This is a genomic window from uncultured Lactobacillus sp. (genome assembly GCF_902491705.1).
In the GTDB taxonomy this organism is placed as follows: Bacteria; Bacillota; Bacilli; order Lactobacillales; family Lactobacillaceae; genus Lactobacillus.
Window position 1 is genome coordinate 1 of the sequence record NZ_CABUIW010000012.1, and the last position, 15,025, is coordinate 15,025.

The following is a 15,025-nucleotide window of genomic DNA, read 5'->3' on the forward strand; positions in this document are numbered from 1 at the left end:
TTGTTCTTTATTAAATTTAGTCATAATAAAAGACCCAAAAGTGTCTAACTTTTGGGTCTCACTTCAATTTGAGTGGGATTGGGGTATTTTTTTGTTTAACTTATTTATAAAATCCTGGAGCCTTTAAGCTATAAGCTTTGCCAGCTGTCATATCATATTGAACAATTTCATAATCTTTAAGTAGAGCCTGTTGAGATGAGGTTAAAGTCTTTGCATCGACTTTTTGGCCTTTTTGATTAATGAGTTCAAAGCCCTTGTTACCAGCGTAATTAATAGTAATTGCTGGTAATTTTTCATGGATTTCAGTTAATAAAGCCTGATATGGCGTAACTTTAGAATCAGTTTGTTCAAGCATCATCGCAATAAAGTCAGAGCTGTTCACATAAGCACTCTTACTATTTAGTTTAGTCTTAGCACCATGTTCACGGGCATATTTATTTGAATAAATAAAGTAGCGGGTAGAGTGCATTTGGACCGGATATCTGCTGGTGTAAGTTTGTGACAAGACATCAGGGTAGTGGTCACCATAAAAGACAATTGTGATTGGCTTTTTAATCTTATTGATTTGACCGATAAATTGCTTCACTGCTTGATCAGTGTATTGAACACCTTTAACGTAAGTTGCCATTTGTTGCTTAACTGAACCGCCTTTAAATAGATCACCAGAGATCTTGCCCATATATTCGTTATGTGGGTACCAATTGTTATAAGGCATATGGTTTTGAATGGTAATTAGGTTAATGAATTGACCACCTTTTTGACTATTGATTTGTCTTAAACCATTGTCATAAGCAGTAAAGTCAGAATTGTATGGATCAGATCCGAACTTCTTTTGATCAATGATCTTATATTTAGAACCTAAGTAAACGAATTTATCGAACTTAAATCTCTTGAAGTCTTCAATTCTTGAGTAGTAAGTGCCGATGAATGGGTGGACTGCAGACTTGTAATTAAAGCCCATTCCAATGGTTGGGTAGTACTTGTAATTAGGAACAATTTGAACATAAGGGGTCAAAGTGGTCTTGAACATCCCCATATTAAAGCCGGTTAAAGTCTCCCATTCCATATTGGCAGTGCCGCCACCGTAGCCAGCACTAAGCATATAACCGTAAGTTGATTTATTCTTTAAACTTTGAATATATTTGACTGGATTTGGAGCAGATTTATCAATCTTAATAGTTGGGAAAGTATAAGGATCGACAAAAGCTTCACTTAAGTTAAAAATGATCGTTTGCTTCTTTAAAGGAACCTTTCTTGTTTTATTAATTTCAGCCGCAACCTTCGTGTATTTTTGATCTATTTGCTTGATTGCAGTTTCAGAATAATTTTCTGGCTGATTCATGATTTGCAAATCAATATAATTCAAGAAGTTTAAAACTGGACCATTGATTTGAATATCACGCTCAGGATTTCTGAATGATTGAATATTGTCAAAACCGCGGTTGAGGTAGTAAATCACGCTGCCGTCATGATTAAAGCGCATTGGCGTTAAAAATAACAATAAGCTGAGTAAAGCCCATACACCTCTTTTAATCAGCGAACTTTGCTTTTTAATAGGAACTTTGACTTCTAAGAAGATGTCTAAAAGAATAACCGCAATTAAGATGATGCCAACTGTGATCAATAAGCTTTGCCCCACCATTGGAACTAGCGTCTTAAAGTTGGATGCCTCGGATAATTCACTAGGATAGATTGGCTCACCACGTAAATTCAATTTAACTTTGTTAGCAATAGCCCAGCCGATGATTAAAACGCTGACTAAAGTAATAGAGGTCCAGTAGCGAGTAGTTACAAAATAAAGAATAGTGAATAAGGCATACAAGAAAATTGTCGTAAGGATGATTGCAAAGAATTTAGTTCCTAATAAGAAGACAACAGCATTGATATTTTTAGCGGTTGAAATTTGAATCCGAAGATTATTTGATTCAATTAAAAATGAAGCAAAGCTTATTAGATAAAGCCATGTCCAGGTTAAGATGGTGACTTTATGCTTGTTAAGCCAAAGCCCCAATTTTAGCCAGCTATCTTCAATAATTTCAATTAGATTGTTATGACTCTCAAAATACTGAAGCTGAATTCGAAATGACTTGATCTTGAAGAGATAGCGTTTGTAGAGCTGGTTTAATAAGTAGCTAACAATCATCATAATGACGATCATGATGAACTTATTGATGCCGGCACTAGGAGTTATTCGGAAAGAACTCATGAAATGTGCTGAAATGGGTGCTTGCATGAAAATAATCACCGGAATAAAGTAGCGCATTTCATGATCTGTTAAAATTGCAATTACCTTTTTGAAGATTAAGAAGGCTGCTAAAACCATGATGAGCATCAATGGTGAAGTTGGATTATTCAAAAATTCTCTGTTCCAAGTTCCGCCACTTCTTTGTGATAAAGCTTGGTACCAGAAAACACCATTAAAGCCCGGAACACCAATGAAGATAGCGATAAAGGAGACAATGCCAGCAGGGATTAGCCACTTGGCAGTAATTTGAGTTTTAGCTAAGAACATTCCCCAAGCAAAATAGAGAATCAAATAAATTCCATAGATAGAATATCTAAATGACATCGTCCCTGCACTTGTGGCAAAGCCTAATGTAGTAAGTAGACTGAGCAGTAGAAGATTTTGACGTGTGGTCAATTTTTGCTGTAAGTCAAAGATGTAAGGTTGAACCAGCAAGCTGAAAATGATAGCTGATAATAATACGGAAGTGCTGGTCAAGATAGGGAAGAAAACGCCCCATAAGTCCCACGTATTAAAATCATTGAGGTTGTGGCAGAAGAAGGTTAAATAGTAGAGTACTAAAGTCACAACTGCAATTAGCCAAAGTTTAAAGCTTTCGGCGGGATGCACTTTTTTCTTGCTGTAAACCGCTCCGAATACCATTGGTACGAAGATCAAAGTGGCATTCTTAGCCATATTTGGAACAAACCTTAATAGACTACCTAGAGGAAGACGACTGAAGCTGGCACTAAAATCAAATGCTTCTGCAATCATGAAAAAGCTAGCCAGAAGTAGGCAAATTATTTTGAAAATTGATAAGCTCTTGGAATTTCTTTGATTCATTGATAATCAGGTCCTTAGTAAAAATGTTCTATATTTAATTCTCACTTTCATAACTGCTGTAAATATGGAAATCTTGTAATTGATCGCTGCCAAATTCAAAACCAGCTTTGATATTGCGCTGATTTTGGTAAGTTTCATTATTTTCGATCGTCTCAGGCTTTAAGCCTAATTCGCTTCTGCAGTAGTCAGACACTCGTTGCAATTCTTTAGTAGGTTGAATTTGGTAAGCGCCATCGCCAATCATCGCACTGTAGCCATGGAGATAATCATTTTTAACGTTGTTAGTGCAAGAGCGGTAATTAACGGCGATTTGCTCTAATGCATTAAAAGGTAAATTAGTCCGGACGTTGTTAGAAACAGAATCTAAAATAGGCTCTAAATTAGTTAAGGAATTAACTGAATCGGCTTTTTGGATTAGCTTAGTAATTACTTGGCGCTGTCTTTGTTCACGGCCGTAGTCGCCTAGCGGATCCTGATAACGCATTCGTGAATATGCCAGAGCAGCCTTACCGTTAAGGTGGGTTAATTGACCTTTTTTAAAAGAAAAGCCATCGTATTTAAAACTTAAATTAGGTCGTAAGTTAATGCCGTTAACATAGCTGACCATTTTGGTAATTCCGCCCATGTTGATAATGGCGTAGTATTTGATCGGAACGTTGATTAGTTTTGAAACAGAAGCCATCGACATCTTTGCACCACCAATTTGGTAGGCTGCGTTAATTTTTTGTACTTCAAAATTTTTAGTTCCAATCATTTGGGCCATACTGTCTCGTGGAATTGAAACCAAACTATATTGTTTTTTTTGCGGGTTAACAATTGCCAGGATAATCGTATCTGTATTGCCAAACTTATCTTTTCGATTCAGCGCACCAGTGTCAGTCCCCATTAATAAGACTGCAAACTTATGCTGGCCGTTGAATTCTCCGCGCTTAATTGTGGTTTTATTTTGTGAATCATAAGTTTTATTGACAGCGGATTTTGTCTTGGAATAAAGGTTATTAAAGAAAACACCAATTCCTAATAAAACTAGCATGACTGCAATGAAGCAAAACCATTTATGCTTTCGAGCACGCATTTTGCTTAATTGCACGCGACTCTGATTTGGTCTTTTCTCCATGTTTAACACCTCTTTCGTAATTCATTAGTACTATAGTGCCCTCATAAAAGAAGATCCAATACATTAATTACATGAGAGATATTAAAAAAATAGATAATTAAAGCCCGAGAATACAAAAAAGCTAATAGTCATACAAGAAAATGACTATTAGCTTTTAGGTTTTACTTCAAATCTTCTTTAATTTTGGTAGTAGAAATACCAGGTGTACGTGGCAGGTAAACCACATCGCAATATGGCTTTAAAAAGTCGAATTTGCCTTTCCAGTCGTCGCCCATCACGAAAGTATCAATATCGTATTTCTTCACATCGTCGATCTTTTGATCCCAATCTTTTTCAGGGATGACCTTATCGACGTAGCGGATAGCTTCCAAGATGTATTTTCTTTCTGGATAAGTGTTGTAGGCTTCCTTGTGCTTTTTGAATTCATTGAACTCATCAGTTGAAAGACCCACGATTAGATAGTCGCCTAATTCTTTTGCTCTTTTAAGAAGGCGCACATGACCATAGTGAAGCAGGTCGAAAGTACCATAAGTAATTACTCGTTTCATAATATCTCCTTTAATTAAATATACCCAAAAATCCTCTCATTTTAATGTGGGGATGGATAGAACTTGCTGTCTTTGACTGTATTATAAACTTGATCATTGATGTATTTTTCAACGATTTCTTTTGACATGTTTCCTATGCTACCAAAGTAGTAAGATGGTGACCATAAATGTCCGCCCCAACACTTTTGTTTTTTGATTTCAGGATGCTTTTTCAAAAACATCAGGGCGCTTCTCCCTTTGAGTGCCTTAACTACACTAGAACCTGCTTTTGAAGGTCGAAAACTAATCAGGAGATGAACATATTCAGGCATTACTTCCATCTTTTCAATTTTGATGTCATTAAGCTCCGCTGTTTCAAGCAAGATGTCTTTCATTTCATTAGCTAATTTCTCATTATTAAAGATTTGATTGCGATATTTAGTACACCAAATCAAGTGATAATGAGTGTTATAGACGTAGTGTTTTTCATAGCCTGCGTCTTTTATTTTTTCTCTCTTCTTTCTCATAGTCTTGTACTCATGTCCTTACTATAATAAATATATTAGTTGAACACATTATAGTCATAGTCTATAATTAAAGCAAATAAGAAAAGAGGTGAAAACTATGGGTAAATTAAAGAGAATGAGCCAGTTGGAATATCATTTTGGGATAAAATTACGGTTTTATCCTAGCGACAAGCAAAAAAGAATTATTAAGCATAATTATGATGCGCAACGCTTTGTTTACAATCAATATGTAGGAATTAATCGCTTAGCTTATCGAGTACATGCAACAAGCCGTGTTAAGCAGCTAAATGGCCCGTTGCCCTTTGTGATGGGACAAATGAATGCTTTTGAAACTGCACAGGTTAACAATATGCTTGAACTGAAAAGCTCAATCGTTACTCCTAAAGCTTTGCGAGATAAATTCGCTTTTTTGCGTGTAAAAGATATTGATAGTCTTTCTTTAGCTAATGCAGTACAAAACTACAATAAAGCTTGGAAAAACTATCATAAGATTGGATGCGGTATTCCTACTTTTCATAAAAAGAGAAGCGACTGGTCTTATCAAACTAATTGCCAGTATATTGAACAAGATCAAGCCTATCTTGATAATGGAACAGTAAGATTTATTGATTTAAAGCATGTTAGAGTTCCTAAATTGGGAATCGTTAGAATATCGGGCTTACGTAAACTAGTTAGAGAGCGATTCAAAGCCCAAATTCCAACACGCATTGGGACTGTCACAATCAAGAAAACCGCTGACAATCAATTCTATCTAGCAATGCAGCTAGGGAGTGATACCCAATTTGTTAAGCCAAAAGTCCAAACCGGCAAGCAACTGGGTATTGACTTAAACTTAGATAACTTCTTGACTGATTCAAATGGTGCTGTCGTGGCTAACCCGCGCTTTTATCGCAAGAACAAGCTAAGAATTGCTAGGTTGCAACGTGTTCTTTCTCGCAGACAGCGCAGAGCCAAGAGCGAGGGACGTGCCCTAAGAAATTCTAGGAACTATCAAAAACAGCGCCAAAAGGTTGCTAGTTTACAGGCGAAAATTAGACGCCAAAGACAAAACTTCTTGCATATTCTCTCTACTGCATTGATCGAAAACCAAGATCTGGTGGTAGCAGAAGAATTAAGAAGTAAAAATCTTATCAAAAACCATGCCTTAGCCCTGTCAATATCTGATGTTGGTTGGCGTACTTTCCTAAGTATGCTTGAGTACAAAGCAAACTTGTATGGTAAGCAGTTTGCCACGATTGACCCTAAATATACTACTCAAAGATGCAATAACTGTGGGACAATCATGGGACGAAATGGTTATCGTAAATTAAGCTTGCGTGATCGAGAATGGACTTGTCCGCTCTGTCATACAAAACATATTCGAGATTGGAACGCAGCTAAAAATATTTTAGAAAAATACCAAGGAACTTGGTAAAGAAAAAAGTCGTAGGCAACCCACGACTTATGGTTTTGGTAATTAGATAGGCCTCTGCCTGACTACAAAATCGGGTAAGCTATGTCTGTATCTAAACTAGTTGAGATTCAGACTGGTCTAAGTATTAGTCTGCTCTCAAGCCCTAGAATTTGTTCCGGGGTGGTTGACTTAAAACAATCTTATCATGTTTAAAGAAAATGTGAAACTTGAACATCATTTCCATGCTTGTGTTTTCAAATGGTAAAATAGATACTAGATGAGAATACGCGTGAGGTGCAAAAAATGGACAAAGTTAATGTTTTAGGCGTTGATTTTGATAATAAAACTTTTAATCAATTTCAAAATGAATTTATTAATCGATTAAATAATCACTTGTCTACTTTTATAGTAACTGCCAATCCTGAAATCGTGATGGCAGCTAATGAGAATCCCGAGTTTATGAAAATTTTGAAGAACGACACGGATTACATTACTGCCGACGGAATTGGCATCGTTAAAGCAGCTAAGATGCTTAAGCAGCCTTTGCCTGAGCGGGTAACTGGCTATGATCTGTTTACTTGGCTAATGGATGTAGCTAATGAGCGCGGCAGCCGAGTTTACTTAATTGGTGCTAAGCCTCAAGTAATCCATGCAGTTCAAGCTAAGATCGCAAAGGAATATCCTAATATCAATTTAGTTGGAGCAGAAGATGGCTACTTCAGAGATGATCTAGACTTAGTTGCTCGCAGAATTGAAAAGACGCAACCTGATATGGTATTTGCGGCACTAGGATTTCCAAAGCAAGAAAAGTTGCTCGCAATTTTGCGTAAGAATGAAACTCCAGCCCTAATGATGGGAGTCGGCGGAAGTTTCGATGTCTTTTCTGGTCTTGTCAAAAGAGCGCCAGAAGCGTTTCAAAAGACACATTTAGAATGGTTTTATCGTTTAATTACTAATCCATCTCGCTTCAAGAGAATGTTGGTTTTGCCGCAGTTCGTTGTACGAGTTGGAAAATCGAAGAGAGGAAAATAAGCAGATAATGAAGGTTTTGCATGTAAATGCTGGTCTTGAAAATGGTGGCGGTTTATCGCATATTGTAAATTTATTAACTGAGGCCAAACAGGAAGGCAAGGACTTCGAATTGTTAACTTTAGCAGAGGGGCCTGTAGCAGAAAAAGCACGTGAGCATGGAATTACTACCCATGTTTTAGGTGCAAATAGCCGCTATGATTTGGCTAGTTTGAAAAAGTTAACAAGATTTATCAATGATGGACATTATGACATTGTCCACACTCATGGAGCTAGAGCTAACCTTTTTCTTTCGTTAATTCATAAGAGAATTCATGCAATTTGGTGTATTACAGTGCACTCAAATCCTTACTTGGATTTTGAAGGACGCGGTTTATTGGGCAATATTTTTACCAAATTAAACCTTCGTGCCTTAAAGAAGGCGGATTGCGTCTTTGCAGTTACTGAACGTTTTGCCAGATTATTAATCGACAAGACAAAGCTAAATCCTAAAAAGGTGCATGTCATTTACAACGGAATTGTTTTCCACAGCGATAGTGAAATTCCTGCTAAGTATGAACACACTTATTTCAACATCATTAACGTTGCTAGAACCGAAAAGATTAAGGGACAAGAACTTTTACTTAAGGCGGTTAAAAGGCTGAATGACCAACATATTCGCTTGCATATTGCAGGAGACGGTAGTCAGCTTGAACCACTTAAGGCCTTAACTAGACAATTAAACATGGCTCCACAAGTTACCTTCCACGGCTTTATGACTCACCATCAATTGAGCGGCCTTTACAAGCGAATCGACCTTGCCGTTTTGACTTCATATTCTGAAAGTTTTCCACTTGTGCTTTTAGAAGCAACCGACAATTTGATTCCAATTTTATCCACAGATGTTGGTGATATTCATAAGATGATTCCTGGGCCTGAATATGGCTTTATTGCTAAAGTCGGTGATATTGATTCAATTGCCGAACAAATTAGCTTAGCTGTAAACAAATCTAGTCAGGAATTACGTCAGATGGCTAATGCCGAAAAGCGCTACGCAGAGGGACATTTCTCAGTTAAGAATCAATTAGATGCAATTGAAGCAGTGTATCGCACTTTGTAAAGTTGGATTGTGGTCATCTACTGCTGATGGCTGTATAATTAAAAACGAAAATGTAATTTTTAATTAACAGAAAGAGAAACAATGTTTTACCCAGAATTAGACAAAGACGATTCTTTGGCATTACATACTGATTTATATGAAATTAATATGATGTACACCTACTTCAAGAAAGGTATTGCAGACCGCAACGCCGTTTTTGAAGCATTCTACCGCAAGGAGCCATTTGGCAACGGTTATGCCGTTTATGCGGGACTTGAACACATCATTGACTATTTGAAGAATTTAAAATTTAAAGAAAGCGACCTTCAATACTTAAAAGAAGAAGAAGGCTACGATGATGACTTCATTGATTATTTACGTAATTTGAAGTTGAAACTTTCAATTCGCTCAATGAAGGAAGGGGAGTTGGTCTTTGCTAACGAACCAATCCTTCAAGTTGAAGGACCACTTGCTCAATGTCAATTAGTTGAAACTGCTATTTTGAACATCCTTAACTTCCAAACTTTGCTTGCTACCAAAGCTGCAAGAATTAAGTTGGCTGTTAAAGATGATGGCTTAATGGAATTCGGTTCTCGTCGTGCTCAAGAAACTGATGCTGCTATTTGGGGTGCACGTGCCGCTTATATCGGTGGTTTTGATTCAACTAGTAACGTACGTGCTGGTAAGTTATTTGGTATTCCAATTTCAGGTACTCACGCTCACGCATTGGTTGAAGCTTTTGGTAGCGAATACGATGCCTTTAAGGCATATGCTGAAACACACAAGAACTGTGTCTTCTTAGTTGATACTTACGACACTGTAAGAAGTGGTGTGCCTAACGCAATTAAGGTTGCTAATGAAATGGGTGACAAGATTAACTTCTTGGGTGTTCGTATCGACTCTGGCGACATGGCTTACATTTCTAAGCAAGTTCGTAAGGAATTAGACGATGCTGGCTATACTGATGCTAAGATTTTTGCTTCAAATGACTTGGACGAAAACACCATCACTAACTTGAAGATGCAAGGTGCCAAGATTGATGTTTGGGGTATTGGTACTAAGTACATTACTGCTTATGACCAACCAGCACTTGGTGCAGTTTACAAGTTGGTTGCTATGGAAGATGAAGTTCATGCAATGCGTGATACTTTGAAGATTTCTTCAAACGCAATTAAGGTTTCTACTCCAGGTAAGAAGCAAGTATGGCGTATCAGCGCTAATACTGCTAAGAAAAATGAAGGTGACTGGGTATCTCGCTATAACGAAGACCCACGTAAATTTGACGCATTATTTATGTTCCACCCTCAATACACTTACATCAACAAGGTAGTTACTGACTATACTGCTATCCCACTTTTGCATGATATCTTTAAAGATGGTAAATTGGTCTACAAACAACCAAGTCTTGATGAGATCAAGAAGTTCTGTGCTGATAACTTGGACGGCTTATGGGATGAATACAAGCGTAGCTTGAACCCACAAGAATACCCAGTAGACTTGTCACAAAACTTGTATGAAAGTAAAATGGACCTTATTCAAGACATTCGTCGTAAGATTAGAGAAAGAAGCATTGGTCGATGAGAGAATTACAAAAAGAAATTATTGCCTATGAACATGTTTTACCTGAAATTGATCCTAAGAAAGAAATCAGACGTTCAATCGATTTCTTAAAGGATTACTTAAAGGCTAATCCATTCCTTAAGTCATACGTTTTGGGTATTTCTGGTGGTCAAGACTCAACTTTAACTGGAAAGCTTTGCCAAATGGCTATCGAAGAAATGCGTAAGGAAACTGGCGATGATTCTTACCAATTTATCGCTGTTCGTTTGCCTTACGGCGTTCAAGCTGATGCCAGCGACGCTGCAGATGCTGTAGCTTTCCAACACCCTGACCAAGATTTGATCGTTAACATTAAGGAACCAGTTGATGCAATGGTTAAGGTAGTTGAAGCAACTGGCCAAAAGATTACTGACTTTAACAAGGGTAATATTAAGGCTCGTCAAAGAATGGTTGTCCAATATGCTATTGCTGGTGCAAATAATGGTGCCGTTGTAGGTACTGACCACGCCGCAGAAAACTTCAGTGGTTTTTACACTAAGTATGGTGATGGTGCAGCTGACCTTACTCCATTGTTCCGTTTGGACAAGCGTCAAGGTAAGATGCTTCTTAAGGAATTGGGTTGTCCTGAACACCTTTATGAAAAGGCTCCAACAGCTGACCTTGAAGAAGAAAAGCCAGATTTGCCAGATGAAGTTGCACTTGGCGTAACTTACGAAGAAATCGATGACTACCTTGAAGGCAAGGAAGTTAGCGACAAGGCTGCTGAACAAATTGAAAAATTATGGAACAAGAGCAAGCACAAGCGTCACTTGCCTGTAACTGTTTTTGATGACTTTTACAAAAAGTAAAAAATTAAATAGATGTAAAAAAGCCTCACTGTTCGTACCAGTGAGGCTTTTTGAGTATAGTGTATAACTAATCTTCACAATTTTTGTCGCAACCTTAGTATACCATATTTGAATTAGTGAAATAGTTAAACCATAATTGGTCTCTTATATTACAAAACTAGTATAATTTGAATTAATAAAGCGCTTTTTTGTATTAGGGGTGTCGATATGAAAGACAATATTGAGCTTTACAGTAAAAAATATTCAAAACTTAAAATGCTGCTGGCATGGGCCATTTTGATGTTGGTCTATACTTATGTCGGATTCTTTTTCTCAACCACAGATGTTTTTAGAATTCCTAAGCCATGGAATACGGTCGTTGGATTAATCGTTGTCATTATAGTAGCCGTACTGTGTGTGCGTTTTAGCCAAACAACTAAAGTATTTTTTAGGCGGCCTAAATTGAAGAAGTCTACTCGGGCAATAGCCATTATTCTTTTGGCTTTCTTCGGCTTTATCGTAATTTTTGGCAAACTGGGCAACTGGATCGCAGTTTTCAAATTATCTAGCACGCCAATGATCATGACTTTTTGTGTAGCGTTATGCGCCGGAATTGGCGAAGAATTCTTGATGCGGAATTTAGCGTTTAATACTTGCTTAGCCTTTTTGAAAAATAGTCGCTATTCCATTTTCTGGAGCAGCGTAATTAGCTCTGCTGTATTTGGCTTAATTCACTTAGTTAATTTAACTCACCAAAGTTGGAACGCAACTGGTCAGCAGGTCTTCTATGCCTTTGCTTTAGGACTAATATTTATGTTGATTCACGTTTTGACCAACAACATGAAAGTTACACCGATCGTTCACTTTTTGTTTGATTTACAGCCTGCAATTCGTTCAATGTCAGTTGGAGAAAGCAGCTGGTCGAATATTTTAATTTTTTGGGGAATATTGATCGTTTTGTCACTAATTTCACTATGGCTGATTAACCGCGACTATCTTAGAAATAACTAGAAGAATTAACTTGTGAAACGATATAAAATTATCTATAATGAACTTGTCGTAAGGGAGTAACAGCAAGATGCTTGCGATAGGCTCAACAACCGAAGCTAATAACTTCTGGGCTTATCTTAATTAGTGAGACTTATGTGCGAGTGAGCATATGAGTCTCTTTTTTATTACTAAGGAGGAAAATAAATTGGCTGAAAAATATTACACCGAGTCGATACCCGATGTGGAAAAAGAGCTAAAAACATCCCTCGATACTGGATTGAGTGATAGCGACGCTAAAGCCAGACTAGAAAAGTATGGCCAAAATGCCTTAGCTTCCAAAAAGAAGCAAAGCATGTTCATGCGTTTTGTCGATCAATTCAAAGATTTCATGATTATCGTTTTGATTATCGCAGCTATTTTATCAGGGGTGGTTGCTAACGAATGGACTGACGCAGCCATCATCATGATCGTTGTTATCTTGAACGCCATTTTAGGTGTTTTCCAAGAAGCAAGAAGTGAAGCTGCTATTGAAGCATTGAAGGAGATGGCGACGCCAGATGCGCATGTAAGGCGTAACGACGCCATCGTAACGATTCCAAGTACTGAACTGGTGCCAGGCGACGTCGTTTTGCTTGAAGCCGGCGACGTTGTGCCAGCCGATTTGCGTTTGACCTTGGCTAGCAGCTTAAAAATTGAAGAATCAGCTTTAACTGGTGAATCTGTTCCAGTTGAAAAGAAGGTCGAAACCTTAACTGGCGATGACATTGCTTTGGGTGACCGGGTAAACATGGCCTACTCTAACACCAATGTTACTTATGGACGTGGTGAAGGTATTGTTGTGGGTACTGGGATGCACACTGAAGTTGGTAAGATCGCCACAATGCTTAACAATGCCGATGAAACTGATACTCCTTTGAAGCGCAACTTGAATCAACTTGGTAAGACTTTAACCATCATGATTTTGGCAATCTGTGTGATCGTCTTTGCCGTCGGCGTTTTGAAGGCTTCTCCAGCCGACCGTAATTCAACTTTGATGATCAACATGTTCTTGGTTGCCGTTTCACTTGCCGTGGCCGCAATTCCAGAAGGACTTCCAGCTATTGTAACGATTATCTTGGCTTTAGGTACACAAACGATGGCCAAGCATAAGGCGATCGTTAGAAAATTACCTGCCGTTGAAACTTTAGGTGCTACTGACATCATTTGTTCAGATAAGACTGGTACTTTAACCCAAAATAGAATGACCGTTGAAAAGGTCTTCTATGACGGTTCAGTACATGATGACAGTGAAAAGATTTCTGATACTAATCCTGCACTTTTATCAATGGTTTTGGCTAACGATACCAAAATTGAAAACGGTGGGGACTTGTTAGGTGATCCAACAGAAACAGCCTTAATTCAATTCGCATTTGATCAAAGTATCGATGTTGAAAAGATGCTTGATGAATACAAGCGTGTTCAAGAAGTTCCATTTGATTCAGAGCGTAAGTTAATGAGTACCGTAAACAAAGACGGCGATCAATATTATGTTGCCGTTAAAGGTGCTCCTGACATGCTTTTACAAAGAATCACTAAGATAGAAAAAGATGGCAAGGTCGAACCAATTACGGATGCACAAAAGCAAGCTATTCTTGAAAGTAACAAGAATATGGCTAAGCAAGCTTTACGTGTATTGGGTTTGGCATATAAGAAAGTTGATCAGCTTTATGATGATCCAAGTACTGACAATGTTGAGCAAGATTTGATCTTTGCTGGACTTGTCGGCATGATCGACCCAGAACGTGGCGAAGCTAAGGCCGCTGTTGCCGAAGCTAAGAGTGCCGGAATTAGAACCGTTATGATTACTGGTGACCACCAGACTACGGCTCAAGCTATTGCCGAAAGACTGGGTATTATCGACAAGGGTCAAGACAAACGCGTTTTAACTGGTGCTGAACTTGATAAATTAAGTGATGACTACTTTATTAAACACGTAGGCGACTACAGCGTTTATGCTCGTGTTTCTCCAGAACACAAGGTTAGAATTGTTAAAGCATGGCAAGCAAACGACAAGATCGTAGCCATGACTGGTGACGGTGTTAACGATGCTCCAAGTTTGAAGCAAGCCGACATTGGTATCGGTATGGGGATTACTGGTACTGAAGTATCTAAGGGTGCCAGTGACATGGTCTTAGCTGATGACAACTTTGCCACTATTGTTGAAGCTGTTAAGCAAGGTAGAAAAGTCTTTAGTAACATTCAAAAGGCTATCTTGTACTTAATGAGTTGTAACGTAGGTGAAGTTTTAACCGTCTTCATGATGACGATGCTTGGCTGGGACATTTTAGCTCCAGTCCAACTTCTTTGGATCAACTTAGTAACTGATACTTTACCAGCTATTGCCTTAGGTGTTGAACCAGTTGAAGATGGTATTATGAAGCGTAAGCCTCGTGGTAAGAAGTCCAACTTCTTCAGCGGCGGTGTTGCTAGCTCCATTATTTATCAAGGCATTCTAGAAGGTGCTTTAGTACTTGGTGCATATCAACTTGGTCTTCATGTTGGGCCACACGTAGGAAATCCAACTTTGCAGCACGGGGATGCATTGACGATGGCCTTCCTTACTTTAGGTCTTATTCAATTGTTCCATGCGATTAACTCCAAGTTCATTCACCAATCAATTTTCAGAAAGCACACTTTCTCAAACAAGTGGTTTAACTGGGCAATCATTATTGCAGCATTGATTATGTCGGCTGTTGAATTGCCATTTATGACTAAGTTCTTCGATGTAACTGAACTTGATGGTCCTCAATGGTTGGTAGTCTTACTTGCCGGCGTGGCCATGATCGTAATTGTAGAAATTGTCAAATTCTTCCAAAGAAAAATGGGGAAAGAATAAAGTTTGGCAAAAATAAAGAAAAAAGCTTGAGTTTG

The 15,025-nt window shown here is 38.1% G+C and carries 11 protein-coding genes; 7 read left to right on the forward strand and 4 right to left on the reverse strand.

What is annotated here, in order from left to right; all coding sequences use genetic code 11:
* Window positions 1-100 precede the first annotated feature (100 nt).
* From RDN22_RS03660 to tnpA, 4 genes are all read right to left on the reverse strand, one after another.
* The gene (locus RDN22_RS03660) at window positions 101-3,067 is read right to left on the reverse strand and encodes a sulfatase-like hydrolase/transferase (protein WP_308556018.1); all 2,967 of its coding nucleotides are present in this window, start codon (window positions 3,065-3,067) and stop codon (window positions 101-103) included.
* 34 nt (window positions 3,068-3,101) lie between these two features.
* On the reverse strand, window positions 3,102-4,184 hold the full coding sequence (locus tag RDN22_RS03665; RefSeq protein ID WP_374043087.1) for an LCP family protein: 1,083 nt from the start codon (window positions 4,182-4,184) through the stop codon (window positions 3,102-3,104).
* Between the two features lie 161 nt (window positions 4,185-4,345).
* The gene (gene tagD / locus RDN22_RS03670; protein ID WP_308556020.1) at window positions 4,346-4,732 is read right to left on the reverse strand and encodes a glycerol-3-phosphate cytidylyltransferase; all 387 of its coding nucleotides are present in this window, start codon (window positions 4,730-4,732) and stop codon (window positions 4,346-4,348) included.
* 41 nt (window positions 4,733-4,773) lie between these two features.
* Entirely contained in the window at window positions 4,774-5,238 is a 465-nt protein-coding gene (gene tnpA, locus RDN22_RS03675) for an IS200/IS605 family transposase (protein ID WP_308556022.1), read from the reverse strand.
* A 97-nt stretch (window positions 5,239-5,335) separates the two neighbouring features.
* On the opposite strand from tnpA, the gene RDN22_RS03680 reads away from it, so the two are divergent.
* The 7 genes from RDN22_RS03680 to RDN22_RS03710 all read left to right on the forward strand — a co-directional run bounded on the left by RDN22_RS03680 (window position 5,336) and on the right by RDN22_RS03710 (window position 14,990).
* Window positions 5,336-6,652 carry an RNA-guided endonuclease TnpB family protein gene (locus RDN22_RS03680; RefSeq protein WP_308556024.1) on the forward strand — a complete coding sequence of 439 codons (1,317 nt, stop codon included), beginning with the start codon at window positions 5,336-5,338 and terminating at the stop codon, window positions 6,650-6,652.
* Window positions 6,653-6,934: 282 nt separating this feature from the next.
* On the forward strand, window positions 6,935-7,663 hold the full coding sequence (locus RDN22_RS03685; protein ID WP_308556026.1) for a WecB/TagA/CpsF family glycosyltransferase: 729 nt from the start codon (window positions 6,935-6,937) through the stop codon (window positions 7,661-7,663).
* A 7-nt stretch (window positions 7,664-7,670) separates the two neighbouring features.
* A complete protein-coding gene (locus RDN22_RS03690) occupies window positions 7,671-8,759 on the forward strand; it encodes a glycosyltransferase family 4 protein (protein WP_308556028.1) in 1,089 nt (362 codons plus the stop codon).
* A gap of 81 nt (window positions 8,760-8,840) precedes the next feature.
* On the forward strand, window positions 8,841-10,319 hold the full coding sequence (locus RDN22_RS03695) for a nicotinate phosphoribosyltransferase (RefSeq protein WP_308556030.1): 1,479 nt from the start codon (window positions 8,841-8,843) through the stop codon (window positions 10,317-10,319).
* Entirely contained in the window at window positions 10,316-11,146 is an 831-nt protein-coding gene (gene nadE, locus RDN22_RS03700; RefSeq protein ID WP_308556032.1) for an ammonia-dependent NAD(+) synthetase, read from the forward strand. The genes RDN22_RS03695 and nadE overlap by 4 nt, the downstream gene beginning before the upstream one ends.
* A gap of 207 nt (window positions 11,147-11,353) precedes the next feature.
* Window positions 11,354-12,136 carry a CPBP family intramembrane glutamic endopeptidase gene (locus tag RDN22_RS03705; RefSeq protein WP_308556034.1) on the forward strand — a complete coding sequence of 261 codons (783 nt, stop codon included), beginning with the start codon at window positions 11,354-11,356 and terminating at the stop codon, window positions 12,134-12,136.
* 184 nt (window positions 12,137-12,320) lie between these two features.
* Window positions 12,321-14,990 carry a calcium-translocating P-type ATPase, PMCA-type gene (locus RDN22_RS03710; RefSeq protein WP_308556035.1) on the forward strand — a complete coding sequence of 890 codons (2,670 nt, stop codon included), beginning with the start codon at window positions 12,321-12,323 and terminating at the stop codon, window positions 14,988-14,990.
* Window positions 14,991-15,025: the final 35 nt, after the last annotated feature.